Source organism: Bradyrhizobium sp. 21, from assembly GCF_023073335.1.
In the GTDB taxonomy this organism is placed as follows: Bacteria; Pseudomonadota; Alphaproteobacteria; order Rhizobiales; family Xanthobacteraceae; genus Bradyrhizobium.
Map to the genome: position 1 here is coordinate 361895 of NZ_JADPJG010000012.1, position 25158 is coordinate 387052.

Genomic DNA, 25158 nt, shown 5'->3' on the forward strand with positions numbered 1-25158 from the left:
ACAGAGTGAGCCGATCCTACTTGATCAACCCCTTTTCCTTGTAATAGCGGATCGCGCCGGGGTGCAGCGGAACCGGGCTGCCATTGGCGGCCGTCTCGAGCTTGATCTCCTTCCCGGCCACATGCGCGTTGGCGAGCTCGGGCAGCGAGTCGTAGACCAGTTTGGTCATCTGGTAGGCGAGATCATCCGACACCGCCGAGCTGGTGACGAGATAGTTGACCACGGCCGCGGTCGGCACGTCCTTGTCCTGCCCGGTATAGGTGTTGGCCGGGATGATCGCCGCGATGAAGGGCGGGCCGATCTTGTCGACGGTCTCCTTCGGCACCGACACCACGGTGATCGGGCTCGAAGTCGAGAGATCCTTCAGCGAGGCGACGCCGAGACCGGCCGATTGCAGGGTCGCCCCTAACTGGCGGTTCTTCATGAGGTCGACGGATTCGGCGAACGGCAGGTATTCCACCTTGCCGAGGTCCTTGTAGCTCATGCCGGCCGCCGCGAGGATCGCGCGGGAATTGAGCTCGGTGCCGGACTTCGGCGCGCCGACCGACAGGCTCTTGCCCTTGAGGTCTGCCAGCGTCTTGATGCCGCTCTCGGCGGTCGCGACGATCTGGATGTAGTTCGGATAGATCGCACCGATGGCCCTGAGCTTGTCGAGCTTGGTCTTGAAGCCGGCTTCCTCGTCGCCGTCCCAGGCGGCCTTCAAGGAGTCGCCGAGCGTGAAAGCGATCTCGCCGCGGCCCTGCTGGAGCAGGATCAGATTCTCGACCGATGCCTTGGTGGCCTGCACCTGCGTCTTCACGTTCGGAATCTTGTCGCCGTAGATCTTCCCGATCGCGACCCCGAGCGGATAGTAGACGCCGGAGGTGCCCCCGGTCAGCACGTTGATGAAGGATTGCGCATGCGCGCAAGGTGCCGTCGCCGCCAGCGCAAGAGCCGCGACCGCGCCGAATATCGTCCGTTTCATGATTTTTCCACTCCCCAAACCGGCCGGGAAATTGGCCGGACGGGAGGACCGGGTCAACCTATCCAAAAGTCACAACAGGATTGCGGTAAATGGCTGACCCGGCTTGATTTTTGAGGAACCTGGCGGGTGCGGCGACGTGGCGCAGGAGAGACGCGATCGCACCGGCAAGCCTTCACTGGAACGTCATGTCCAGGCACTTGGAGATGTCGGAGCCGAGGCCGGAGGAGATGATGATGCAGCCGCGCACCTTCTGCGCACTGACGTCGGTCGCCCAGACCGAGTAGCCGCCGGGACCGAAGAACGAATTGGTGTTTGGCGGCTCGGTCTCGGTAGCGTCGAAATCGTAATGGCCGTCGGTCTCGAAGATGCGCGGCTTCTTGGTGCAGCCGCCGTCGGTCTGGACGTTGATGACTTCCTTGTTGTCGCGGGTCAGCGCCAGCGAGACCTGGCAGCGGAAATATTCCGAGGTCTTGGTGTTGAACAAGTAAGTGTAGGACTTGCAGGTCGCGGTGTTCAGCTTGCCCGGGGCCAGGCCGCGGCTGCAGGAAATCCGCTGGTTGTGGCTGAGCTGGTAATCATCGGCCCGCGCGGCCGGCGCCAGCGCCGTCAGCGACAATGCAGCAGCCCAGCAAAGTTTAATCACATGGCGCATCCGAATCATCCCTACCCATAATTTTGTCGAGTTGCGTTCTAGACGGAAAGCGGAACATAGTCGCGCGGGGACGAAGGGAAAATCACAAACTGCTGGGCAGGATTTGATGCGCTGCGGCGCTTTCACAAATTGACCTGTAAAAGCCGTTCGTGATTTGTTCAAGAGGGGTAACCCAATGGCGGGGAGGATGAATGATGGCAGCATTTTCAACGAAGACATTTGCACTCGTAACGCTGCTCGGGGCGTTAGCCGCGCCAGTATGCGCACAAACCGCGGCCACGCCGTGGGAGCTCAAGCCCGACACGGGCTATGCCTATGACAAGGAAGGCAAGACCTTCTCCTACAAGATGGGGACCAGCAATGCCGGCGAGCTCTTGAAGGGCGCCAAGAAGGTGCCGAAGGGCACGCTGTTCTTCATCGGCCACAACGGCCAGCTCTACATGCGCTCAGGCCCGTATCTGGAAGGCGACGGCAAGTTCAAGTTCGGGTCGGATCAGTAGGGCGAGGTCGCAGCGACGCCACACGCTGCTGTCGTCCCGGCGAAGGCCGGGACCCATACCGCGTGATTCCTCGATTGCGGACGGTCGCAGTGCCAAACGACTGTCCTCCCAACTACGCCCTGCGGTGATGGGTCCCGGCCTTCGCCGGGACGACGCCTCTAAAATGCCCCTGCCAGCTCGCGTGCGCCGGCATTGTTGCTGTTCGAGTCCATCCGCGTATCCGTCACCGCCAGCAGCTTCGCCACCGTGTTGTGGCGGATCGCGACCGGGTTGCGCTCGTAGCCGCCGCGCTGGAAGAAGTTCGAGGTCGGCACCTGTTCGCGCATCGCCTGCGGCATCGTCACCATGTCGAGGCCGGTGCCGTCGCCGGTGAGGTTCATCATCTCGAGCTCGGCAGCGGTGAGCGGACGGCTGTAACCCTTGGCGCGCGCGAACAGCACCGAGGTCAGCAACTTGTGGGTCTGCAGCATCGGGCCGATGTCGATGTCGAGCACCATGGCGTGCATGGCCCAGCCCTGCGCGGTGTTGCCGATCTTCTCGTGCTCCGACCAGGTGTCGGGCACCGACTTCGCTTGCGCCACCATTTTCTTCAGCACAGTGAGCTTGTGCTCGAGCGCCTGGCGCGCCGGCCCCGAAGTCTTCGCCACCTTGTCGGAGAGCGCGCGGATGAATTCATGGCCTTGCTCGGCCAGCAGTTCGACGCTGTTGGTGGTCAGCAGCTGGTTGTAGCCCATCGCGGTCGAGATCGCGCGCTTGCCGCCATGCTCGATGCCCGCCTGCACGTCGTAGCTGCCGGTGCCGCCGGTCTCGAACGCATAGACCCGCACGGCCTGCTCGCGCGTCAGCCCAGAGGCCAGCGCGTAGCGCGCATAGACGCGCTTGAACTCGACCTCGGAGGGCGGCCGCTGCGGCGTGAACTGGTAGAGCTCCTGCGCCGCGCGCAGCAGATCGGCGACGACGGGTATCGGCTTTTTGCTGGGACGATCCGGCGTTTCCTCCGGCTCCGGGTTCACAGGCCGCTTCGGCCCGTTATAGAGCGGCGGATGCTCCAGCACGTAATCCTCTAACGTCACCTGCTGCCCGCTGCGCCGCTTGGCGTTGCGGCCTTTCCGCTTCTCGGAGATCTGGCTCCAATAGGCGCCGGCCTCCTCGTCGAAGGCGGCGCGCGCCGCCTGATATTCCTGCAGCTTGCGGCGATATTCGAGCACGGCCGGGGATGCCCCACCTTGCGCGAAAAACTGCGACAAGAGCTGCGCTTTGGCATTGCTGACGGCAGGCGGCAGCGCATCGGACTCGCCGCCACGCGCGGCAGGCGCGAGCAGGACGAGCGCGAGTGGAACCAGCCTCACGGCATTTCGAATCGAATGATGCATGCTGCCCTCTTAGCAGGCATCCGGTAACCGTCACGTTAACGCGCCGTTTACCTCTTTTTTCGTCTTTTGGCTCATTTCCAGGCGAACACCGGCTGTTCCAGCTCGGTGACGCGGGTGTGCCGTCCCGCCAGCACCTCGCGGAACTGGTAGATCAGCGCCGCCGTCGGCGCGTGGATCAGGCTCATCTGGTGATGGAAACGGATGACGCGGCGCGTGCTCTCGGGGATCGCGGTAAAATCGAAGGCGTCCTCGCGCTCGATCGTCGCGAGCGCGATGCGGTGAACCGAAGCGACCTCGTCAGGGTTTGGTTTGATCGCGGCATTATCCGCGGCCCAGACCACGACCGGCGTGATCAGATAGCCGGAACGGGTCGGATAATCGTCGAGCGTGCCGAGCACATCGGCGCCCGCGAGGCGAAGGCCAAGCTCTTCATCCAGCTCGCGCAGCGCCGCCTCGACCGGCGTCTCGCCGGCATCGCAGCGTCCGCCCGGCAGCGCCCACTGGCCGCGATGGGCGCGCAGATGTGAGGCGCGCTTGGTGAGCAGGAAGGCGGTGTCGTCGCCGTCACGCGATGCGGTCAGCGCCAGCACCACCGCGGCACGCTTCAATGCCGACGGCGCGGCCTCGTCAGGCAGCCGCGCGAAGGACGCGCAGGCCTCTGCGATATTCCGTCTGGTGGCATCGTCGAAAGCTCTCATGATGCTTGACTACACCAGGACTGCGCTCGATGAAACGAGGAGAGACACGCGGGCGAGGATCGACGCAGAGATGACCAACAAGACCGCCGCAAGGCTGAAATCAGACGGCTGGACCGTCCTGGAGACCACGGGCTTCATGCACCTGATCGGCCCGTTGTGGGAGCGCAAGGTCGACGGCCATCACGAATTCGCACTCGCCACCGAAGACAAGCACCACAACCGCCGCGGCATGGTCCAGGGCGGCGTGATGATGACGTTCGCCGACCGCACCTGCGGCATGACCGCCCGCTACGTCTCCGGCAAGGAGTTCATGGCAACGGTGCAGCTCGACACCCATTTCGTCGAAGCCGGCCAGATCGGCGACATCCTGATCTCCCGCCCGCGCGTGGTGCGCGCGACGCGCAGCCTGATCTTCATGAGCACGGAAGTCTCCGTCGACGACCGCTGCGTCGTGATGGCCAACGGCGTGTTCAAGATATTGAAGGGGCCGGCGTAGGCGCGCTGTTGGGAGCGGTTGTGGCGGGACAGGGCCGCGAGATCACCGCTGCCATTCCCCGCGAAGGCGAGGAATCCAGTACGCCGCAGCCCCTCAATCAATCACGGCCGCCTCGGAGCACTGGATCGCCTGAGCAAGTCGGGCGATGACAGTTGAGAGTGTGGCGAGCTGCCTCCCCAACCTCGTCATTGCGAGCGCAGCGAAGCAAGCCAGAATCTCTCCGCCGACGCATCTCTGGATTGCTCCGCTGCGCTCGCAATGACGGAGTGAGATGGCTATGCTGGTGCCACAAGAGCAGCAAGGACACCCCATGCAATACCGCCAACTCGGCCGCAGCGGCCTTAAAGTGTCGCCGATCTGTTTGGGTACCATGATGTTCGGCGGGCCGACCGATGAGGCCGCATCGAAGAGGATCATTGCAAAGGCGCTTGATGCAGGGATCAATTTCATCGACACCGCGGACGCCTATTCGAAGGGTGCATCCGAAGAGGTCGTGGGACGCGCGATCGGCAACAATCGTCACGCCTGGGTGCTCGCCACGAAACTTGCGAACCCCATGAGTTACGATATGGGCAGCGACCCTAACCGTGTCGGCCTGTCGCGACGCTGGGTGTTGCAGGCGGCGGATGAGAGTCTGAAGCGGCTCGGCACCGATCACATCGACATCTACTATCTGCACAAGGAAGACCATTCGACGCCTCTGGAAGAGACGGTGCGCGCGATGGGCGATTTGATCCGCGCCGGCAAGGTGCGCTATTTCGGCGTCTCGAACTATCGTGCCTGGCGGGTCGCCGAGATCTGCAACATCTGCGACCGTCTCGGCATCGACCGGCCCGCGGTGAGCCAACCCTATTACAACGCCATGAACCGCATGCCCGAGGTCGAGCATTTTCCGGCCTGTTCCTATTACGGCCTCGGCATCGTGCCCTACAGCCCCTTGGCGCGCGGCGTGCTCACCGGCAAGTACAAACCCGACACTGCCCCCGATAAGGAGACGCGCGCCGGCCGTAACGACACCCGCATGATGCAGACGGAGTGGCGGCCGGAATCGCTCCAGCTCGCGCAGGAGATCAAGACCCACGCCGAAAAGAAAGGCATCACCGCCGGTCAGTTCGCCGTCGCCTGGGTGCTGAATTCCGCTTTCGTCTCATCAATCGTCGCGGGCCCGCGCACCGAGGAGCAATGGGACGGCTACATCGGCGCGCTCGACTACCGCTTCACTGGGGATGACGAGGCGCTGATCGATCGGCTGGTCGTCCCCGGCCATCCCTCGACGCCTGGCTACAACGACCCCGCCTATCCGATCGAAGGACGCCGCGCGCGGACGGCGTGAGAGCGGAAGACGACGATGGCGCATGAAGACCGCTACGGCCTGCCACTCTCCACCTCTTCGCAACAGGCAGCGGCCGCCTATCGCGAGGGTGTCGACCTCATGCTCGCCGGCTGGACCGGCACGGTGGAGGCGCTGGAGAGCGCCATCGCGGCCGATCCCGATTTCGCGCTGCCCCTTATCGCCCGCGCCCGCGTGCATGGCTTCTATCAGCAGGGCGATCTGGCCCGCGGCAAGGCAGCGCTCGCGCGCGAGCTCGTGGCAAAGCGCGGCACGGAACGCGAGCGCTCGCATGTCGAGACGCTGGCGCTCGCGATCGAAGGCCGGCTGCCCGAGGCGATCGCATCGACGATGAAGCACGTCGACGCATGGCCGCGCGATGCCGTCGTGCTGTCGCTGCCGCTCGGCGCGTTCGGCCTGTTCGCCTTCTCCGGCATGGCTGATCACGACCGCGCGCGGCACGAGCTGTGCGAGCGCGTCGCGCATCACTATGGCGAGGACTGGTGGTTCCTCACCATGTCGGGCTGGGCGATGACGGAGAATGGCGACGTCGTGCGCGGCCGCGGCATCACCGAGCGCGGTTTTGACCTCCGCCGGCAGAACGCCCACGCCGCGCATGCCGTGCTGCATGCGATGTTCGAGGACGGTTCGATCGAGAAGGCCGACCGGCTCGTCGACGACTGGCTTCCCTCTTACGACCGCGCCGGAATTTTGCACGGCCATATCCGCTGGCATCAGGCGCTCGGCGCGCTCGAGCATGGCGATGCGGCGCGCGCGCTTGCGATCTATGCCGACGTGCTCCAGCCGCAGGCGACGCAGGCCCCCCCGCTCAACGTCATCACCGACGCTGCCTCGCTGCTCTGGCGCCTGTCGGCTTACGGCCACGCCGTGCCGAAGGCGCTGTGGGTCGAGGCCGACACTACCGCGCAAAAACTGTTCCCCAAATCGAGCCTGCCCTTCGCCGACGTCCACATGGCGCTGTTCGCAGCGGCAACGCAAAACCGCGAGGCGCTCGCCGCGCGCCTAGCCATGATCGAGCAGCGGCTCGCCGACGGCAAGCTGCCGGCCGGTCCCGTCGTGCCGGCGATCTGCCATGCGCTCGCGGCCTTTGCCGATGAAGACTACGCGGCATGCGTGCAAACGCTCGCGCCTGTCCTCACCGAGGTCGTCCGCATCGGCGGCAGTCACGCCCAGCGCGAGTTGATCGAGGACACCTTTATCGTCGCCCTGATGCGCGGCGGCGAGCTGCCCCGCGCCCGCACCATGTTGAACGCCCGCCTGCACCGCCGTCCGTCCTTGCGCGACATGCGCTGGCAGGCGGCGATGGGCTAGCCCTGCCACGAAAAAAACATCGGCCTGGCAGCAACTGCCTGCTAGGACGGATTGAGGCGATCGGGGGCGAATCGCCAATGGGTGGCGCGGTGGTATTCCAGGCGGGCTTGGCTAAACAAACGGGATCGCAACCAATTTGCGGTTCGATGGTTGTTGGGCGGAGCCTTTCCCCGGTTCCCTGGCATGTGAGCCTTCCAATGCGCCTCTGCCGACCAATCCTCGCCGCCACCCTGGTCTCCACCCTCGTCGCCTTGGCAAGCCCTTGTTTTGCCGAGTCTTCCGCTCCCATTCCCATAAACAATCCACCGGCGCAGCAGAACGCCTTTGTCGACCTGCTGGCGCTGATGTCCGGCCACTGCAGGACGCTGCAGGTCGCCGGCCGCACCTTCGCCTGCAAGACGGTGGCTTACGCCCATGGCGACGGGGGCCGGGTCAATTTCGCGGTCGCGGTCGACGATCCCTCCGATGACAATCACGTCGTGTCGTTCTCCGGCGAGAACGGCAAGCGCGCCGACGACAATTCCTACGAGCTGCCGATCGATCGCATGCTGCTCAACTCCAAGGACCGGCCGAAGGTCGACGGCCTGCCGGTGCCGGCCGAGCAGACCTCCACCGGCCTCTGCCGCCAGACCGGCAATTTCGCCGCCAGGAAGGTGACTGATGTCACCTGCTCTGCCACGGACAGCGAGGGCCGGAAGTACGAGCTGCTGTTCGTCTCCGACGGCACGCCGGTGAGCGTGCGCCGCATTCGTCAGTCGGCGCCGTCGATCCAGGATCCGTTCAAATAGCTCTTCCTGATCGCGTCGATGCTTCGGAGAGCCGGAATGACGCGCGACCGCCTGTTTCTGCTGCGCCCCGGTTTCGAGGATCCGGCTTTTCCAGGACGGCGCTTCTATTGCTGGCACTGCGCATTGATCGAAGGTGTGCTCGCCTCGTTTCCGCGGCTCGCCGACAAGCTCGACGTCGAGCGCATCGCGTGGCCGCTGCCGAGGCAGCCGGTGATCGCGCTGATCGGCGAGGAGAACCAGTCGTTGCCGCTTCTGGTGCTCGCTGACGGCGCGACCTCGCCGCACCAGACCGGCAGCCATCAGGGACACGCGTTCATTGCCGACAAGGACGCAATCCTCGCCGCACTCTCCGAGCGACATGGGTTTCCCGATCCGCATCCGTGAGCGTGAGAGGGCTCGCGCGGCTCTCTTGTCCCGGACACGCTGCAACGCTCCTGGCGTTGCTGCGCAGAGCCGGGACCCATGCAGCACGGACACGCCTGGAAGCGTGGGCCCCGGCTCTGCAGCGTAACGTCGAAGAGACGCTGCGCTGCGTCCGGGGCACGAGGCGTCGCGAAACGAGGGAAGATTGACATTGTGCGTTGTCTTCTTCGCCGCGCATACTTGCGCAGCAAGCAAGCCTGAAAGCCGCGTCCATGCCCCGCCCCCTCCCCGCCCTCATCGTCGTCGACGTCCAGCGCGCGTTCGACGAATGGGAGGCGGCGGGCAAGCGGCGCAACAATCCGGATGCGGTGGCGCGCATTTCCGATCTGCTGAAGGCGTTCAGAACGGGCGGCGCGCCAATCTTCCACATCCGCCATGAGGGCACGAAGCCGAATTCATCGTTTCTGCCATCGCGTTCCGGCTACGCCGTCAAGGACGAGGCGCGCGAGCATCCGGGCGAGACGGTGATCGTCAAGCGCGTCAACAGCGCCTTCATCGGCACCGATCTGGAACAGCGCTTGCGCGCAGGCAACATCGGCACGCTCGTCATCTGCGGCGCCACCACCAATCATTGCATCGAGACGACGACGCGGATGGCTGGCAATCTCGACTTCGACGCGCATCTGGTGCGCGATGCGACCTGGACGTTCGAGCGGATCGGGCCGGATGGCGACAGGCATTCCGCCGATGAGATCCATGCGATGACGCTGTCGAATCTCAACGGCGAATTCGCCCGCATCGTCACCAGCGACGACGTGATTGCGTCATTCGCGGCAGAGTGATGGCAGAGTTGCGATCGACGTCGGCGATGCGGCAATAAATCTCACGACAGGCCCCATTCGTGCCAATCAGACTCCGGTGAAACTGCGTCGTTTCGACGCCCGCACTGGTCGGAACGCGCAGCAAGCCCATCTGTTGTCACACGACATTCAACTGGAGTGATGACATGAAGTATCTCTTTGTCGCGATGGCCGTCGGTGCTGCGGCGCTTGCCGGCGGATCGGCGGCGCACGCGGACAATAACGATAGCGCGAAGCGAAGCGCGCAAAGCCAGTCGACCGATATCAGCGCGCAGCACAGGTATCATCACGGCCATGGCCACCATCATCACTGGCGTCCTCACCACCGCCATCACGGTTACTATCGCCCGCACTACCGCAGCTACGGCTACTACCCGCGGCATCACGGCTATTACGGCGGTGGACCGTACGGATATTACGGCGGCGGCGGTCCCGGCGTGACGCTCGGATTCGGCGGCAGCCGCTGGTGAGACGAAAGGCCCGCAGATGTGCGGGCCTTTTTCTTGCTCGTCAGCTATCCCCGCAAGATCATCCGCGCCGTCTCCAGACCGCTCGCCAGCGCCGCCTCGACCGTGCCCATGTCGGCGCCGCGATAGAGCGCCTCGCCGGAGAATAGCACCGCGCCGTCGGCGCGCCCGAGGATCGTTTGCGCCTCGCGCGTTCGCGGCGTCGCCCAGGAATAAGCGCCGCGGGCAAAGGGATCGTGCGCCCAGTTGGTCGCTGATGCCGCCACGAGCTCACGCGTGATATTTTCGCGTGGCTGCTTGAAAATGGCCGCCAGCGAGCCGAGCCCGGCATCGATCAGCGCTTGCGGGTCGAGGTGCGCCAGCGCTGCCGTGCGCGGGCCGCCGAACCAGCCGGTGAGCACGGGATGCTGGCCGGGATATCGCGTCCACCACACCGGGATCGTCTGGTCGGACAGCAGGAAGGTCATGTCGGCGAGCTCTCCCTTGCGCTCGCGCCACCAGGACCGCGAGAAGCGCAGCAGGATTTTAATCACATTTCCGAAGCCGATGTCGTCGGCGGCCGCGACCTTCACGCGTGCGCGCTCCGGAAGGGCGATCTCGCGCAGCAACGGCAGCGGCACCGTGAGGATCACGCGATCGCAGCCACGCAGATCGCCGCCGACGCAACGGACGGCAATCGCACCGCGCTCCTCTTCAATCGCCGACACCACACAACCGAGCTGAATCGCAACCCCGAGCCTGCGGCACTCGGCCGTCAGGAAGTCGACCAGCGCACCATAGCCGCCATTGATACGCGCCTGCGGAGCGTGCCCGCCGTCCATCCATTCCTCGCGCAGCGCCAGTGTGGAGGCGCGCTCGGGATCGGCCGCGTCGTAGCCCTCGACCATTCGCTCGATCGAATGCCGCATCGGCGCGTAGTCGTTTCCGGAAAAATGTCGGCGCAGGAAATCGGCGACAGTGAGGTCATCCTTCAAGTCCCGAAGCACGGCTTGCAGCTCGGCCTTGTGCGGATCGTGGTGGTCCTCACGCAGGATGTCTGCGCCGTCAAAGCTCCAATGCTCGCCGTCGATCCCCTGAAGGGACAGTCCGGCCTCACGTAGCAAAGCGCGCGTGACCGGCGCCTCGCCGTGGACGAATTCGGCGCCGCCGTCGGCAGGGTAGCCGAACTGGGAGGCCGGCAGCGGATGGATACGGCCGCCGCAGCGCTCGCGCGCCTCCAGAATCGTCATTGTCCTGCCGGCGCGCGCCAGTTCGCGCGCCGCCGCCAGGCCGGCCGCGCCGGCACCGACGACGACGATGTGCTCTGATTGTCCCGACATGCAGTGCTTTACGTGCTCTCGGCGTGCGGGTCGTTCTGGATCAGATAGCGCAGCAGCAGGACGCCGCCGCCGAGCTCCCGCACGCTCTCCAGCGTCATGGCGGTCAAGGGCGCGCGCCGGTCACCGTCTGCGTCCGTCGAGTCGAACACGAAAGGTGCACCCTTGGCGCCATCGATCGCAGGGCTGAGGATCAGATTGAACTCGTCGATGAGACCGGCGCGCAGGAACGCGCCATTCGCGACGCCGCCGCCCTCGACCAGCAGGCGCTTCACGCCAAGCTCGCGATTGAGGATGTCCAGCGTGAGCGCGAGGTCGATCTCGGATTTGCCGGCAAAGATGTAGGACACACCCTCGCCGCGGAGCCCGGCCAGATGTGAATCGGAGACGCTCTCGGTCAGCACCACGACGATCGGATCGCCGCCGATGTCGGAGCGGCCCCAGCCGATCTTGCCCTGCGCGTCGAGCACGACGCCATAGGTTTTCGCATCCCGTCGCGCGAACCAGTTTTCGCGCGGGACTTTCGCGTCCGTCGCAGGGTAGGCCTTGCCTTTTGCGAACTCCGAGCCGGTGACGCGGCCGATCACCCAGGCATCGCCGCCGAGCTCGTCATGGATCTTCTCGAACCAGTCTGTGCCCGCCCCCTTCGGACGCCAGCGGCTGGGATGCGTGCGGCCGTCCAGGCTGGCGTGCATCAGACAGATCACATAGGGCTTCATGCTTATCTCCGGGCGAAATTCAGGCGGCCGGCCCATTTCCCTTCTCATTCCCCGTCTCATTTCCTTTGGCGCGATCGTTCACGATCAGCGCCAGCGGATTGAGCTTTGGCGGCGCGACGAGCTGGAGCGTGTTGGTGTCGCGATGGTTGAACGGCGCGCCGCGTACGAACAACTCGGTCTGGATCAGATAGGTCCAACTGCCGTTGTCGTTGAAGGTGATGTCGCAGCGGTAAACGTCGGTGCGGAACGCCTGTTCCAGAAAGTCGGTCGAGCAGATCCCGTAGGCGGTGTCGCCGCGCTTCGCAGTGACGGAGATCTCTTTGTCGTCCGGTCCGGCCTTGCCCGAGGCCAGCAGCACCTGCCCGCGGGGGATCGCCAGCGTCTGCATGATCAGCCCGGTCGCGGGCTCCCACAACCAGTAGCCGACCTGGTCGTGGAAGGTGATGTCTTCCTCGGGCGTGTTGATGTGGATGTGATAGCGCAGCCCGTAAAGCAGCTGCGGTCCGTTGGCCTGCGGATCGATCGGGTCCATCCGGATGCGCTCGATGAAGGTCCGCCGCTCCGGACCCTCCGCCTTCGGATTGATGTCGATGCCCTTGTCGGCCTGCCAAACGCCTGCGAGACGACGGAGCGGGCCGAGATTGGCAAGGCTGTCGGGCGAGACGTCCTCGGGCTCGGTGAAGATATCGGCGGGAAGAGGGAGCATGCGTGTCCTCGCGTTATTGCGGGGGCAGCAATAGCACGAGCGCGCTGGCGTGGCTCGTTTCTCAGGCCTCACAATCGCGAATGGACGTAGGCGCCATGCGCAGACGATACATGACGCGAAGCGGAGCCGAACCGCCTCAGTTCGGCTCCGCCGCAAGGACGGCTAGTGGCGGTGATCGCGGACCTCAGGCTGATTCCGGTGGTCCCGCACGATGGGTTGATTGCGATGGTCGCGCACGACGGGCGGATCGCGATGGTCGCGGACGATGGTGGTCGCGTTCGAGGGTGTCACCACGTTCGCCAATGCGATCGCTGCGAGAGCCACGAGGATGTAGTTGCGCATCAGTCTTTCCTTTGCCTAGTGGATCACTGCGATCCACCAGGCAACAGGCTAGACTGATCGGCTGGAATGATATGTGCCGTCAATCACGCGCTGACGGTCGATGCGCTTGCCACTCGCCTCGTGCAATCGGAGGAGAGGCCATCTGCGCTGCTACTTCAACGCAAGGCTGCTGCAGTATGCCGAGGTTTCGCCGGACCGCCAACCGGTGACGCGTCCCGCTTCCTTGCACTCGTCGTAGGTCTTGTAGTTGCCGACGTTACGGCACGTGAACGAATAGACACCGCCCGAAGCGTTGCAGCCAACCCAGGGCTTGTCGCCAGCCTTGAAGCTCGATTGGCAACCGCCGACGCAGCTACCCGTGGCGGCGGCGAGCTTGGCGAGCTTCGCGACGTCCGAGTTCGGCACCAGTGACGCCGTCGAAGCGGCTGACGTGCGCGGTGCGGTCCCGCGCGCTGTCGCATGATGCGCTGGCCGGTGTGGCCGCGCCACGTGCTTCGGCGCATCAACCGTGACGCCGGGAAGCTGGGTGTCGGCGGCGGTCGTGGTCGGCGTCGGTTGCGACATCGCGGTGCCGCCGAGTGCGCACAGGAGCAGTGCAATCGATGAGATGGCGACAGCGGGACGCGCAACGAAGCGTGACGACAAGGTCATGGCCATGTCCTTTCAGATTCGGGGACGGTCAATTTCGGCCCGAGGACCAGGATATCACGCCCTGATCCAGGTCGCATGGAGAAGAACCTTGCAACTTGAAACGGCCTGCCGACGCGCTCCGCATCGCACCTGCCGCAGTTTTGAGCAGGCATCGAGCAGAACAGACACTGGACTTGCGGCAGCAGAGAACGAACGCGGAATTCGTCACGGTTGCCAACAAGCCACCCCAAGGATTTGTGTTCGGTGTTCCCGTTTGCGCCACGGAGTCACGGTGGTAAGATCACCGCCTCGGGATTGTGAAATGCGCCATAGGCGATGAAGCCACTCCTAAACTAGCGTTCAAGTGACGTCGGATTTTCATGTGAGTGGTTGGGAATGCAGCAGCAGGCTTCGGTCGAGAAGTTCTCGGACCTCATCGGCAGTATCTACGATTGTGTGATCGCGCCCGAAGGCTGGACCGAAGTTCTGGACGGGATATGCGCCGAGTTCGGCTTTGCCACGGGCGCACTCTCGGTCGCGAGTCTCTCGAACATGAAGGCCGTCGTCAATGCGGTCTCCGGCACCAGCGACCTCGCCCAGATGTCTCAGAACGCGATCGGCTATGGGGCCGACATCATCGAGCTCTGGGGCGGCGCCGAGCGCATTCAGCAATACCCGCTCGGAGAACCGATCGTTCAATCCCAGGCCGTTCGGCAGGACATCATTTCCAGCAATCGCTATTATCGCGAATGGGCCCTGCCCAAGGGCTTGTTCGACGCCGTTGCCGTCGGCCTCGTTCGCGACAGGACGATGATTGGAAATGCGATCTTCAGCCAGCATCGATCGGCCGGCCCCATCGGCGATGCGCAGCTCGCCGGATTGCGTATTCTGGCGCCTCACGTCCGCCGCGCGGTGACGATCAGCAATCTGTTCGACCTGAAGGCGGTGGAGGCCACGACATTCGCCGCGACGGTCGAGGCCCTGACGGTCGGCGTCGTGCTGGCGGACGAGGATTCGAAGATCGTCCACACCAATGCCGCAGCCACGGCGATGCTCGCAGCCGGCGATCCCATTGTGCTGCGACAGGGCCGGATCGCCGTCCAGTCTGCGACCACCACCGGCACGTTGCAATCGGCGGTCGCACAGGCCGCACAGGACGAGGCAAGGCTCGGGCAAAAAGGCATCGGTATCCCCATTCCCCGCCAGGGCGGTGACCCTCTCGTCATCCACGTTCTGCCGTTACGGCGCAGCCACATGCGATCCGGCTTGATCCAGAGGGCCGCCGCCGCACTGTTCGTGACGTCAGCCTCGGGGCCGCCGCGATTGCCTCACGATGCGCTCAACCAGCTCTATGATCTGACGCCGGCCGAGATTCGCATCTTCGAGCTCATCTGCGAGGGACACACACGCGACGCGATCTCGGCATTGCTCGGCGTCTCCGTCAGCACCGTGAAGAGCCACCTCGTTCACCTCTTCGAAAAGACGGGATGCCGAAGGCAGGTCGATCTGGTCCGGCTGGCGAACTCGCTGACGTTTCCGGTGTGAGGTCGCGGGACTGTCAACGAAGCCCTTCACACGGGGCAATCCCAGACGTCGGACCCCAGCTCGACGACGACCTTACCCTTCGCACGACCGTTCTCGAGGTAGACGAGCGCCTCCTTCGCCTGCGCAAACGGAAAACACCTTGTCGACGACCGGCGCGACGAGGACGCCATCGCGACGCTTGCGTCTCTGGTCGGCGCGCTCGTGCTCGCCCGCGCCGTCAACGATCAAAAACTGTCAGACGATATTCTTCACGCGACCAGGGAAAGGCTGGAGCGGTGACCTGTCACGACCGCTCCCCTCATCGCGCTTCAGGCTCGGCGATTGCGGCGCGGGCGGGCTTTGATCGCCGCCACAGCCGGAGACCGCTCTCAAGCTGCTTCCAAAACTGATTTCGCGCGCTGCTCCAGCACGCCGATCGTGGCGACCAAATTGTCGCGTCGCGCTCGCAAATTGGCCGCAAGCAGCGGGTATGTCGGCTGAAGCACGTCAAACACCCCGGCGCGAGCTTCTTCCTCGAGAATGTCGGTGTTCAACAGCCGTACGCGCCACCACAAATCGGCGATCAACGCATCGAGCCGGAGTTCACCGGCAGCACCAGAACGGGACACTTCTTGCATCACTTGCCTCAACCTGAAACGACCTCTTCGCTGAGGCCCGGCTTTGGTCCTGACTGAGCAAGCAGAGTGCCAAAGGGCTCGGCTCCATGACCTGGCGCCCGCCAAATCGGTCGGAGCCGCGCGCCGGAACATATAAAAGATGCGCCTTCCGCAGTGATCCAGCGCCCGTCTCCGTTCGTTCACAGATCCAGAGGACGCTTGTCGAGGCGCTATGAACGTTGCTATCCGAGCTTTAGACGGGCCAATCCGGGCCGAGGCTGGTATACCTCGCAGGGTTTTAGCGCTGCTGTCGACCGGTGTGAGCAAAGGGCCGAAGGAACAGGTGGACTGGGCTGATTTGATCGGACGCGTCGCCTCGACCGGAGATCGGGAGGCCTTCAAGCGCCTATTCGAGCATTTCGCGCCACGCATCAAGGGGCTGATGCTGAGGGCGGGTTGCAGTGCCGACGAGGCGGAGGAGATCGCCCAGAGTGCCCTGATCGCGGTCTGGCGAAAGGCGAGCCAGTTCGATCCTGCAACAGCGGGCGCTGCGGCATGGATATTCACCATCGCGCGCAATCTGCGGATTGATATGTTCCGCCGCAGAGCCCGGGCAAACCGCCTCGGCGGCACCTCGGAGCTGCCCGATACGCCGGATCCCGCCGAGTCGGCGGATGTCGTGATCTCGCGCGTGCAGGATGCGGCGCGGATCGCGTCGGCCATCACGCGGCTCTCCGCGGAGCAATCCATGGTGGTGAGACTGTCGTTCATCGAGGAGAAGCCGCACCCGGACATCGCGAGCCTGCTCGGTATTCCGCTCGGAACCGTCAAGTCGCGGATCAGACTGGCGATGAACCGCTTGAGAGACATATTGGACGAACAGGCATGACGATCAACCATCATCCGCCGGAAGATCTTCTCGCCGACTTTGCGGCCGGCAGGTTGGAAGAGGCCCATCAATTGGTGGTGGGGGTGCATGTGGCAGGGTGCGCGCGGTGCGCCCGGTTCGTGCAGGCCATCGAGCAACTTGCAGGGCTGGCGCTCGAAGCTGTCGAGCCGGTGCCGGTCGCCTCGAATGCGTTCGAGCAGGTGATGTCCCGGATTCACGACACTCCCGAAGAACGAACGGCGCCGGACACCGGTCGCGATCATGGCCGGGAGGAGGACATTCCATCGGCGCTCCGGAACTACCGCATCGGCAAACGCAGACGTGTTGCGCCGGGTGTGAGCATGCGACCAATCGAGCTTGCCGGAGCGGAAAATGCCCGGGCGTTTCTGCTTCGATCCGCGCCGGGCACGCGCATGCTCGAACACACTCACACCGGAACCGAATTGACGCTTGTGCTCGAGGGCAGCTTCAGCCACGAGGGCGGTCGGTTTGGCCCCGGTGATTTCGACTACGGCGATGACGAGATCGACCATCGCCCTATCGTCGGCCAAGAAGGCCCTTGCGTCTGCCTGGTCGCGATGACCGGCGACCTGCGCATGAACGGGCTGCTCGGCCGGTTGATAGGGCCATTCGTGCGGCTTTGATCCACTTGCGTCCTTCTGCCGGGTGATCCGAACGCGAACCCGGAGCGTTTCGAAGGAGACGCGAGGGAGACAGGACATGGCCGGCTTAAGCCTGACGACGCAGGCACAGAGCGAAACAATCCCGGGACTGCTGGCACGCATTTCAGCGGGCGACACACGGGCCTTCGCAGAGCTGCATATGCTGACGCGATACAAGCTGCGCAGGATTGCGCTCGCAGTCGGAGCCCCGCCGCACGACGTCGAAGACATTCTCCAGGAAGCCTATTTGAAGATCTGGCGCAACGCCGGTCGGTTCGACGCTGGTCGCGCCCCCGGGATGGCCTGGATGTCCACCATCGTTCGCAATACCGCAATTGATCATCTGCGGGCCAGAAGACTACCGACTTCCGAGCTGGAGGAGGCGCTTTTGGTTTCGGCCGCCGCTGATCCGTCACCGATCGACGATTTTGATTACGCCCGGGCCGAACCGATCGCGCGTGGCGTGCTGGCTGGTCTGCCGGAAGACCGCCGCAGACTGGTGGCGCTGGCCTACCTCGAGGGCGAAAGCCGCGCGAGCCTGTCGCAGCGCTATGGAGTGCCGGTCGGCACCATCAAGACCTGGCTGCACCGGACCCTCCTGGCGGTGCGCAAGGACTGCCTTGCGGCCTCGACCGCCGCTTGAATCAGGCGAGGCCGCGCGCGTGACCGCAGAGATCATCGAATTCCCCGATCGGGAGCGCCAGGATCCGCTTGTGTCCTCCGTTGCGAGACTCGAACAGATCGTGAGAGAGGTCGAGGGTCTGGCAGTCGAGCAGCCCGCCGAAGGTCTCGCGCATTTACTCACCGTCATGGAACGTCTGGGGGATCGATTGCTCGACGTCGCGCATCATGTTCTTGACGAGGATGGAAAGCTGAGAGCCGAGAGCGCGTTCACGTCATTGTCTGACAAGATCGCGGAAACCAGAGATGCGTTCGTCGCGTTCGGTGGGCCGAAGCATCCTTGAATCCGGCGACACGTACTCCGTTCGACGCCGACGAAATCCATTCAGCGACGCTAATTGAGGAGAAGCAGCGACATGTTGAGCAAGGTCGCGAAACCGACCCACCCGGCATAGGGAATGAAGAGCGTCGCTGCCAGCCGATCCGTGCTCCATCGATGCCAGCTGAATGCGACGATCACGGCAAACAGGGCAACAATGACGCCGAGAGCCACGTCCATGCGGTGAAGCGAAAAGAAAATCGGAGACCATGCAAAATTCAGGATCATCTGCAGGCCCCATAATCTCATCGACGTCCCGCGCGGATCGGCCTCGAAGGTGCGGAAGCCCGCCACGGCGATCAAAATGAACAGAACCGTCCAAACCGGTGCGAAGATGGCATCCGGCGGGTTGAAGGATGGCTTGTTCAGCGCGGCATACCACGCACCCGGACGGTTGAGCATACCGATCAAAATACCCGCGGCAGGAACGAGACAGAGAAAAGCGGCGCATCGGAACCATTTGCCGCGGCCATCGGCATCGTGCCCCGACATTCCGCTGTGCGTTTCAGGCATGATCAATGCGCCATCTTTTGAGCGACAAGGAATCCGATCCAGGCGCTGACACCGGCGAGGAATGATCCCCAGCAGACGTCCGCGATGGTCAACCCTGTCGACCAATTCCGCAGCGTCGCCTGGTTGGTCAAATCGTAAGTCGCGTAGGTGAAACAGCCCAGCAATACGCCGGACGTGAAGGCGCGCAGCGCGCTCCCGTCCTGTTGGGCCGGCATCACCGCGAACCAGATCAAGCCGACGGGATACGCTAGATAAAACACCGCTGCGGCGGCCAGATCAGGCTTGGACCGCAGCATGTCGCCCAGCACCGGCCGGTAAAGCCTTTCGACCATGGTCGTGAGCCAGATCATGTCGAGCGCAACGAAGGTCACGGCCACCGACAGATATGTGAACAACAAGCTCATGTCCGGTCTCCCTCCCGGTTATTTCGCAGCCGGTTTGACAAAGGTAATGACTGCTTAAACGACGGAGAATAGTCGCCGGATCACGCGGTGCGCTTCTTCCGCGTAGATCATTCCGAGGTCCGCTTTGGCCGTCGTGGAAAGAAAGCGCTGGTTCGTGCCTGATAATCCCGATAGCGACGGCCCCGCGATCGAAGCATCTGGGCCTCGAGCGGGGGTATTCCGGTCAGGTACACGAGGATCCAGTACATGATCGCCGGCGCGATCAGGCTTGCCCAGCCCCATGCGTAATCCGGCGACAGCGCGATGATCGGGTAGGCCAGCCATCCGAGCCATTCGAAGAAATAATTCGGATGACGCGACCAGCGCCAAAGCCCGATATCGCAAACGAGGCCGGCGTTCGACGGGTGGCGCTTGAAGCGCCGCAATTGCTCGTCCGCGATGGCCTCGCCTGCGATGGCCGCCAGCACGATGAGTGCTCCGGCATAGTCTTGCACGCCGAGTGCGGCCCGAGGAACGTGCGCGGCCAGGAAGACGGCGTATGGCAGCGGCACCGAAGCGAACGCCTGCGATTGCAGGAAGGCGAACATTCGGCGAGGCGCCTCAGGACCCCATTCCTGCGCATAGGCCGCATATCGCGGATCGTCGATTCCCGACGCGGCGCGGCGCGCGATATGCGTGCCGAGCCTCGCCGACCAAACCAGCACGAGCCCGCCGACGAGCACCTGGCGCGCCGGCAGCGCCTCGGCGAGCGGCCACATCGCGGCAACCGCTCCAACGAGGCCGACGGAGTAAGTCCAGATCATGTCGACCCAGCTGGAATTGCCCGTCCGCTGCTGGACCATCCAGGCCTGTCCCATCAATAGTGAAAGGGCCAAAGCGACGCCAGCCACCGCCTGTATTTGCAGAAAACCCATCCTCACCACCAAGCGAATTCTGCTCATTACGTCCGCCCTGGGCCCGGGTTTCATATCCCGGCAGGGCCGCTGGAAGCAGGGTGATCCACGCCGTCCCTTCGAACGTTTCCTGAAGCCGTACCTGATCGGTCAGAAATCCGCGCTGACAGGGCGGGCTTGCGGGCGACATTGGCCGGAAACCGGATTCTCCGGCCTGGTTGGCGGTATGGCGGTGGGGGCGACAAAGCATGCGTTTGGCGGTGATCGGGACGGGAATTGCCGGCAATGCCGCAGCATGGCTCCTGGCTAATTCCCATGCTGTAACGGTGTACGAGCGCGAGTTGCGACCGGGCGGACACAGTCATACCGTACGTGTCGACTACGACGGCGAAGAGATCGACGTTGACATCGGTTTCATCGTATTCAACGAGCCAAACTATCCGGAATTGACCTCGCTGTTCGCGCATCTGGACGTGAAGACCGAGGAGACATGCATGAGCTTTGCGATGTCAGCCGACCATGGTCGGTTCGAATGGCGGGGCGGCGGCGAGACCTTCCTGCAGGTCGCCTCCGGCCTGTTCGCTCAGCCGCGCAACCTCTTCTCCCCGTCATATTTTCGCATGCTGGCCGAAGTCCTCCGATTCAACAAGGAAAGCGTCTCCGACCTGCGGGCGGGCCGGCTGCAGAACCTCACTCTCGGGGAATATCTGCGCAAGGGAGCATTCAGCGGGCGCTTGTTCAGCGATTATCTGGGACCGATGGGGGCTGCCATCTGGTCGTCGCCCTCGGCTGACATCCTCTCCTTTCCCGCGGAGAACTTTACCGCCTTCTTCGACAATCACCGGCTGTTGCATCTGGATCGCCCGCGCTGGCGGACCGTCCAGGGCGGCAGCCGGCGTTATGTCGAAAAGCTCACAGCCGGGTTCAAGGGCCGCATCCGGTTAGGCTGCGCCGTGACGTCGATCGATCGAACCGAGCACGGCGTGACGATCCGCGACAGTCACGGCAACCAGGAAGCCTACGACGCCGTCGTGATGGCTTGTCACAGCGACCAGACCCTGGCGATGCTGTCGGATCCCGATCCGCGCGAGAGATCCATTCTCGGCGCGGTTCGCTACGCCCCAAATACGGCCTATCTGCACCGCGACCCCAAATTGATGCCCAGGCGTCGCAAGGCATGGGCGTCCTGGAATTTCTTGCGCTGGCGGCGTGAAACGCCTGCCCAGAACGACGTCGCCGTGACCTATTGGATGAACCGGCTGCAGGGTATCGATGACCGCAAGCCGTTATTCGTCAGCCTCAATCCTCCCTGCGAGCCGGCGCCTCATCTCACTTTCGGGAAGTTTACATTCGAGCATCCACAATTTGATGCTGGCGCGTTCGCCGCGCAGCGTCGGCTTCCCGAAATCCAGGGGCGCAGACGCACCTGGTTCTGCGGCGCCTGGACCGGCTATGGTTTCCATGAGGATGGCCTGCGTTCCGGTATCGCCGTCGCCGAGGCGCTTGGCAGTGAGTTGCCGTGGCGACCGTCCGGGCCGTTGATGGCGCAGGCGGCCGAGTAGAAGATGTCGCAATCGACCGCACCGGAACGAACGGGGATGGCATCAGCAGTCGCGCTCTACCAGGGCCGGGTCATGCACGCGCGAATGCGGCCTGTGCACCACAGGTTCACTTACCGCGTCATGAGCCTGCTCATCGACCTCGACCGGCTTGATGAAGCGGGCCGCCAGTCGCGCCTGTTTGGCGTCAATCGCGCGGCAGCCTTCAGCTTTCACGAATCCGATCATGGGGAGCGCAACGGCGCGGGCCTGAGCGAATATGTGCGATGCTTGGCGGAAAAACGCGATATCGACCTGGCGGGAGGGCGTATTCTCCTCATGTGTTATCCGCGGGTCTTCGGCTACGTGTTCAACCCGCTTTCGATCTACTTCTGCTACGCCAGATGCGGCAATCTTGCACTGCTGGTCTACGAGGTGCGCAACACGTTTGGCGAACTGCATTCCTACATCCTCCCGGTAGAGGACGTTCCCGCCGACTGTGTCATCCGGCAAAGCCAGGCGAAGGAGTTTTACGTTTCGCCATTCATGGACATGCACACACATTATCACTTCAGCATCTCCCCACCCGCCCGGCAAGTGAATGTCAGAATCGCGCAGAGCGATGAGCGAGGTGCGGTGTTTGAGGCGGCCTTCTCGGGCCAGCGTCGCTCCCTGACCAGCCGCGTCCTGCTGGCGTCGCTCGCGACCATGCCCTTTCTCACCGTCAAGGTCATCGCGGCCATCCATTGGGAAGCGATCCGGCTTTGGCTGAAAGGTGTTCCCTACGTTCCCCGTCCGAACCAACGCCAGATGTGAAGCCATGGATCTCGCAGCCACTCGCCAGACTGCTCGCTTCGATGACGTCCCCTTCTTCGCTCGGCTAGCTCTGCGGCTTGCTTCGCAGATGAAGCGTGGCACGGTGGACGTCCGCCTTCCTGACGGCAGGACGGTCGTGTTGCGGGGAACGCATCCGGGTCCGTCGGCGACCATCGAACTCAACAGTTACGGGTTCGCACGAAGTCTGGTGCTGGGCGGCGACATCGGCATGGCCGAAGCTTACGTGCGGGGGGATTGGACCACACCGGATCTATCCCAGCTTCTGTATGTGCTCTGTCTCAACGAAGACCTGGTCGATAACGCCTTTGCAGGCAATGCGCTCGTCCGGCTTTGCCGGCGGGCGCTTCATCGATTGCGCCGAAACACGCGACAGGGATCGCGGCTGAACATCCACGCGCATTACGATCTCGGGAACGAGTTCTTTGCTGCCTGGCTCGATCCCAGCATGACCTATTCGTCGGCCTTGTTCTCGCCCGGGACGACCGACCTGCTCGCCGCCCAACAGCACAAATACCAACAGCTCGCGAAGGCGATCGAGTTGCGGCCCGGCCATACATTGCTCGAGATCGGATGCGGCTGGGGCGGTTTTGCTGAATATGCCGCCAAGAGTTGCGGCGCGAAAGTATTGGCGCTCACCATCAGCAAGGAGCAGCACGCATTCGCCAGCCGGCGAATCCAGGAAGCCGGGCTCACCGAAAATGTCGAGGTTCGGTTACAGGATTACCGCGATCAAGACGGGCAGTTCGACCGCATCGCCTCGATCGAGATGATCGAGGCCGTCGGCGAGCCGTTCTGGCCCACATATTTCGGTCAGTTGCATCGACGGCTCAAACCCGGCGGTCTTGCGGGTATCCAGGCCATCACCGTGCGGGACGAACTCTTCGAAAGCTATAGGCGGCGCGTAGACTTCATCCAGAGATACATTTTTCCGGGCGGAATGCTGCCGTCCCCGAATGTCCTGCGCTTGCTCGGCGACCGCCTGGAGATACCTCTGATACGCGAGCAGGTCTTTGGACAAGATTACGCAAGGACACTTGCGGTCTGGCGAGCGAACTTCGGCCAGGCATGGGTAGACCTGACCTCGCTCGGGTTCGACGAGCCCTTCCGGCGGCTTTGGGAATATTATCTGTGCTACTGCGAGGCAGGCTTCAGGGCCGGAAAGATCGACGTCCGGCAGCTTGTATTTGCGCGCCGAAGCTGACGCGATCGCCGTCAGACGCCTTGCTTCACCGAGCGCCAGCCAATTGCAGATGTCCGCTTCGGGAAAATGGTGCCCAGGGGCGGACTGGACATGACGAGATCAAAGCTCAGCAAAATCAGCGACTTATCGCTTGAGCTGACGGGCCCTTTGTACCACTCAATTGTGCACATGTCGACAAGTTCTGCGCGTTTCATACCGCTATGCGGGCTAAAAGCGGCCAAAGCTGAACTCGCGATGACTAAGCCACTCTGCCGTAGTTTTGGATACGAACCATATTTGAACACACCATCAGGCTCCGGGATGCGGCGACGGGCGAGAATTTCGGACGCTTCGAGGGCATACAGAAGAGGTGAACGCCGCCGCCTATTCGCCAGACGGCCAGACGATCGTGTCAGGAGGTAAGGACGACACCGTAAAAATTTGGGATGCCGCGACGGGACAGGAATTGCGAACACTCCGGGGGCACTCAGATGCAGTGTTGTCCGTTGCCTTCTCGCCGAACGGACGGATAGTCGCCTCGGGCAGCCGCGACGGCGCGGTCTCGATTCATAAAAGTGACCCAGCGGGCTGAGTACTGAACCACCAGCGACGACCGAGCGGCAGCGGTTTGCTGCATCGCTGTCTATACAGATCGTCGAATTGCCGCCACGCTGCGAGATCACCACGGTCTGGTCACGGTCGGGCACGATGATCTCGTTGCCCTCCGAGACGAAATCGCCCTCGCTTACCGGCCGTTCCTTCCCTTGCGTCACAACCACCACATTGGCGACGGGCAACTTGCCCTTGTGCGGCACGATGGAAACGATGAGCCCCACTGGTCGCTTCCCGCCGGCCTCCTGCGCGAAACAATATGACGGCGCTGTGAGCAAAGCGAACGACAGATAAAGACAGCAAAGAACTGGCCCCTGTTGCATGATGGCTCCTCGTTATGATCCGTCGTTCGTCGAGCCGCCGACAGGCCGCTGAAACAAGCGGCTGCCGACGACCGCGATCCATTTCTCCACATCCGGAACGATGGCTGCAAACGCCAGAAAGACGGCGAGCATGACCATCGCGGAATTGACGCTCTCATAAGACCGCGATGCCGGGATCGACAGCCAGTTGGCAATGACGGAAAGGAAAACGAGCGCCAACGAGGCGCCGACGGCGATCGCAAAGATGTTGCGCAGACGCGCCGCTAGCAGAGCAAAGGCTACGAACAGAGCGATACCCCAAAACCGGGAATCCAGACCGAAGCCGCCAGAATTCAGCAGGGTGTCGCGCGCGCCCGCGATGGTATTGGCGAGCACATAGGCGCCGGGCATCGGGCCGAGCGGTGTGAAGTGCAGATCGCGGCTGTCGCGGTGACTTGAGCCGACCAGTACGGCGCGACCTTGCACAGCCTCGCATGTCAGGGGCAACGGCGTCACTGCGGCGGTAGACTCGCAGAATCCAGATGCGGCGTAAGTCTCGGCCACCGGCTTCTCCCGCTCCAGAACGGCTGCAGCCGAGCGAATGTCCTGCAACGGGACGACCCGGCCGTCGACGGCGCGACCGGTGCCGAA

32 protein-coding genes are annotated in these 25158 nt (G+C 63.4%); 16 read left to right on the forward strand and 16 right to left on the reverse strand.

All coding sequences use genetic code 11. From position 1 onward, the window contains the following. Positions 1-16 precede the first annotated feature (16 nt). Entirely contained in the window at positions 17-964 is a 948-nt protein-coding gene (locus IVB31_RS15570) for a TAXI family TRAP transporter solute-binding subunit (RefSeq protein ID WP_247323587.1), read from the reverse strand. 172 nt (positions 965-1136) lie between these two features. Continuing rightward, positions 1137-1616, reverse strand: coding sequence for a hypothetical protein (locus tag IVB31_RS15575; RefSeq protein ID WP_247323589.1), 480 nt, complete (start codon positions 1614-1616; stop codon positions 1137-1139). A gap of 194 nt (positions 1617-1810) precedes the next feature. On the opposite strand from IVB31_RS15575, the gene IVB31_RS15580 reads away from it, so the two are divergent. Beyond that, positions 1811-2116 (forward strand): hypothetical protein, encoded by a 306-nt coding sequence (locus IVB31_RS15580; protein ID WP_247323738.1) that lies wholly within the window; start codon positions 1811-1813, stop codon positions 2114-2116. A 158-nt stretch (positions 2117-2274) separates the two neighbouring features. Here IVB31_RS15580 and IVB31_RS15585 read toward each other — a convergent pair whose 3' ends face one another. Next, positions 2275-3489 (reverse strand): hypothetical protein, encoded by a 1215-nt coding sequence (locus tag IVB31_RS15585; protein WP_247323590.1) that lies wholly within the window; start codon positions 3487-3489, stop codon positions 2275-2277. Positions 3490-3560: 71 nt separating this feature from the next. After that, complete coding sequence (locus IVB31_RS15590; protein ID WP_247323591.1) at positions 3561-4187, reverse strand: CoA pyrophosphatase; 627 nt, start codon at positions 4185-4187, stop codon at positions 3561-3563. A 70-nt stretch (positions 4188-4257) separates the two neighbouring features. Between IVB31_RS15590 and IVB31_RS15595 the strand changes: the two genes are divergently transcribed. The 7 genes from IVB31_RS15595 (at position 4258) to IVB31_RS15625 (ending at position 9826) form a co-directional block, all read left to right on the forward strand. Beyond that, positions 4258-4683, forward strand: coding sequence for a PaaI family thioesterase (locus IVB31_RS15595; protein WP_247323593.1), 426 nt, complete (start codon positions 4258-4260; stop codon positions 4681-4683). A gap of 310 nt (positions 4684-4993) precedes the next feature. After that, positions 4994-6016 carry an aldo/keto reductase gene (locus IVB31_RS15600; protein WP_247323595.1) on the forward strand — a complete coding sequence of 341 codons (1023 nt, stop codon included), beginning with the start codon at positions 4994-4996 and terminating at the stop codon, positions 6014-6016. Positions 6017-6031: 15 nt separating this feature from the next. Continuing rightward, positions 6032-7345 carry a tetratricopeptide repeat protein gene (locus tag IVB31_RS15605; protein ID WP_247323596.1) on the forward strand — a complete coding sequence of 438 codons (1314 nt, stop codon included), beginning with the start codon at positions 6032-6034 and terminating at the stop codon, positions 7343-7345. A gap of 197 nt (positions 7346-7542) precedes the next feature. Further along, positions 7543-8133 carry a hypothetical protein gene (locus IVB31_RS15610; protein ID WP_247323597.1) on the forward strand — a complete coding sequence of 197 codons (591 nt, stop codon included), beginning with the start codon at positions 7543-7545 and terminating at the stop codon, positions 8131-8133. Positions 8134-8169: 36 nt separating this feature from the next. Further along, positions 8170-8517: a DUF3088 domain-containing protein gene (locus tag IVB31_RS15615; RefSeq protein WP_247323598.1), complete on the forward strand. Its 348-nt coding sequence runs from the start codon at positions 8170-8172 to the stop codon at positions 8515-8517. A gap of 251 nt (positions 8518-8768) precedes the next feature. Next, a complete protein-coding gene (locus tag IVB31_RS15620) occupies positions 8769-9338 on the forward strand; it encodes a cysteine hydrolase family protein (protein ID WP_247323600.1) in 570 nt (189 codons plus the stop codon). A 164-nt stretch (positions 9339-9502) separates the two neighbouring features. After that, on the forward strand, positions 9503-9826 hold the full coding sequence (locus IVB31_RS15625) for a hypothetical protein (protein WP_247323602.1): 324 nt from the start codon (positions 9503-9505) through the stop codon (positions 9824-9826). A gap of 44 nt (positions 9827-9870) precedes the next feature. Here the strand turns inward: IVB31_RS15625 and IVB31_RS15630 are convergent, their stop codons facing one another. From IVB31_RS15630 to IVB31_RS15650, 5 genes are all read right to left on the reverse strand, one after another. Continuing rightward, positions 9871-11142, reverse strand: a complete 1272-nt coding sequence (locus IVB31_RS15630; RefSeq protein ID WP_247323606.1) for an NAD(P)/FAD-dependent oxidoreductase — start codon at positions 11140-11142, stop codon at positions 9871-9873. Between the two features lie 8 nt (positions 11143-11150). Further along, a complete protein-coding gene (locus IVB31_RS15635) occupies positions 11151-11858 on the reverse strand; it encodes a dihydrofolate reductase family protein (protein WP_247323608.1) in 708 nt (235 codons plus the stop codon). Positions 11859-11877: 19 nt separating this feature from the next. Beyond that, positions 11878-12564: a heme-binding beta-barrel domain-containing protein gene (locus IVB31_RS15640; RefSeq protein WP_247323610.1), complete on the reverse strand. Its 687-nt coding sequence runs from the start codon at positions 12562-12564 to the stop codon at positions 11878-11880. Positions 12565-12726: 162 nt separating this feature from the next. Then, positions 12727-12906 (reverse strand): hypothetical protein, encoded by a 180-nt coding sequence (locus tag IVB31_RS15645; protein WP_247323620.1) that lies wholly within the window; start codon positions 12904-12906, stop codon positions 12727-12729. Positions 12907-13056: 150 nt separating this feature from the next. Continuing rightward, entirely contained in the window at positions 13057-13557 is a 501-nt protein-coding gene (locus tag IVB31_RS15650) for a hypothetical protein (protein ID WP_247323623.1), read from the reverse strand. A 375-nt stretch (positions 13558-13932) separates the two neighbouring features. Between IVB31_RS15650 and IVB31_RS15655 the strand changes: the two genes are divergently transcribed. Further along, on the forward strand, positions 13933-15081 hold the full coding sequence (locus tag IVB31_RS15655) for a helix-turn-helix transcriptional regulator (protein ID WP_247323625.1): 1149 nt from the start codon (positions 13933-13935) through the stop codon (positions 15079-15081). Between the two features lie 26 nt (positions 15082-15107). Here the strand turns inward: IVB31_RS15655 and IVB31_RS15660 are convergent, their stop codons facing one another. Together IVB31_RS15660 and IVB31_RS15670 are read right to left on the reverse strand one after the other, a co-directional pair. After that, complete coding sequence (locus IVB31_RS15660; RefSeq protein ID WP_247323628.1) at positions 15108-15251, reverse strand: zinc-binding dehydrogenase; 144 nt, start codon at positions 15249-15251, stop codon at positions 15108-15110. Between the two features lie 198 nt (positions 15252-15449). Next, positions 15450-15698, reverse strand: coding sequence for a hypothetical protein (locus IVB31_RS15670; RefSeq protein ID WP_247323630.1), 249 nt, complete (start codon positions 15696-15698; stop codon positions 15450-15452). A gap of 322 nt (positions 15699-16020) precedes the next feature. On the opposite strand from IVB31_RS15670, the gene IVB31_RS15675 reads away from it, so the two are divergent. The 4 genes from IVB31_RS15675 to IVB31_RS15690 all read left to right on the forward strand — a co-directional run bounded on the left by IVB31_RS15675 (position 16021) and on the right by IVB31_RS15690 (position 18193). Then, positions 16021-16566 carry a sigma-70 family RNA polymerase sigma factor gene (locus IVB31_RS15675; protein ID WP_346730870.1) on the forward strand — a complete coding sequence of 182 codons (546 nt, stop codon included), beginning with the start codon at positions 16021-16023 and terminating at the stop codon, positions 16564-16566. Continuing rightward, positions 16563-17210, forward strand: coding sequence for a ChrR family anti-sigma-E factor (locus tag IVB31_RS15680; RefSeq protein ID WP_247323634.1), 648 nt, complete (start codon positions 16563-16565; stop codon positions 17208-17210). Before IVB31_RS15675 ends, IVB31_RS15680 begins: the two co-directional genes overlap by 4 nt. Before the next feature lie 76 nt (positions 17211-17286). After that, entirely contained in the window at positions 17287-17871 is a 585-nt protein-coding gene (locus IVB31_RS15685; RefSeq protein WP_247323637.1) for a sigma-70 family RNA polymerase sigma factor, read from the forward strand. A gap of 19 nt (positions 17872-17890) precedes the next feature. Further along, a complete protein-coding gene (locus IVB31_RS15690) occupies positions 17891-18193 on the forward strand; it encodes a hypothetical protein (RefSeq protein WP_247323640.1) in 303 nt (100 codons plus the stop codon). 50 nt (positions 18194-18243) lie between these two features. Here IVB31_RS15690 and IVB31_RS15695 read toward each other — a convergent pair whose 3' ends face one another. The 3 genes from IVB31_RS15695 to IVB31_RS15705 form a co-directional block, all read right to left on the reverse strand. Further along, positions 18244-18741 carry a TspO/MBR family protein gene (locus IVB31_RS15695; RefSeq protein WP_247323641.1) on the reverse strand — a complete coding sequence of 166 codons (498 nt, stop codon included), beginning with the start codon at positions 18739-18741 and terminating at the stop codon, positions 18244-18246. Between the two features lie 2 nt (positions 18742-18743). Beyond that, positions 18744-19145 (reverse strand): DUF2177 family protein, encoded by a 402-nt coding sequence (locus tag IVB31_RS15700; RefSeq protein ID WP_247323643.1) that lies wholly within the window; start codon positions 19143-19145, stop codon positions 18744-18746. Between the two features lie 107 nt (positions 19146-19252). Then, a complete protein-coding gene (locus IVB31_RS15705) occupies positions 19253-20059 on the reverse strand; it encodes a DUF1295 domain-containing protein (protein WP_247323740.1) in 807 nt (268 codons plus the stop codon). 227 nt (positions 20060-20286) lie between these two features. Here IVB31_RS15705 and IVB31_RS15710 point away from each other — a divergent pair, with 227 nt between their 5' ends. Genes IVB31_RS15710 through IVB31_RS15720 form a run of 3 tightly spaced genes read left to right on the forward strand, consistent with a single transcriptional unit; the run spans position 20287 to position 23614 of the window. Then, a complete protein-coding gene (locus IVB31_RS15710) occupies positions 20287-21600 on the forward strand; it encodes an FAD-dependent oxidoreductase (RefSeq protein ID WP_247323652.1) in 1314 nt (437 codons plus the stop codon). A gap of 36 nt (positions 21601-21636) precedes the next feature. Further along, the gene (locus tag IVB31_RS15715; protein WP_346730871.1) at positions 21637-22392 is read left to right on the forward strand and encodes a DUF1365 domain-containing protein; all 756 of its coding nucleotides are present in this window, start codon (positions 21637-21639) and stop codon (positions 22390-22392) included. Between the two features lie 4 nt (positions 22393-22396). After that, positions 22397-23614 carry a cyclopropane-fatty-acyl-phospholipid synthase family protein gene (locus IVB31_RS15720; protein ID WP_247323659.1) on the forward strand — a complete coding sequence of 406 codons (1218 nt, stop codon included), beginning with the start codon at positions 22397-22399 and terminating at the stop codon, positions 23612-23614. Positions 23615-23625: 11 nt separating this feature from the next. Here IVB31_RS15720 and IVB31_RS15725 read toward each other — a convergent pair whose 3' ends face one another. Continuing rightward, positions 23626-24528, reverse strand: a complete 903-nt coding sequence (locus IVB31_RS15725) for a hypothetical protein (protein WP_247323661.1) — start codon at positions 24526-24528, stop codon at positions 23626-23628. A 12-nt stretch (positions 24529-24540) separates the two neighbouring features. Beyond that, positions 24541-25071, reverse strand: a complete 531-nt coding sequence (locus IVB31_RS15730; protein ID WP_247323665.1) for a CHASE2 domain-containing protein — start codon at positions 25069-25071, stop codon at positions 24541-24543. Between the last annotated feature and the right edge of the window lie 87 nt (positions 25072-25158).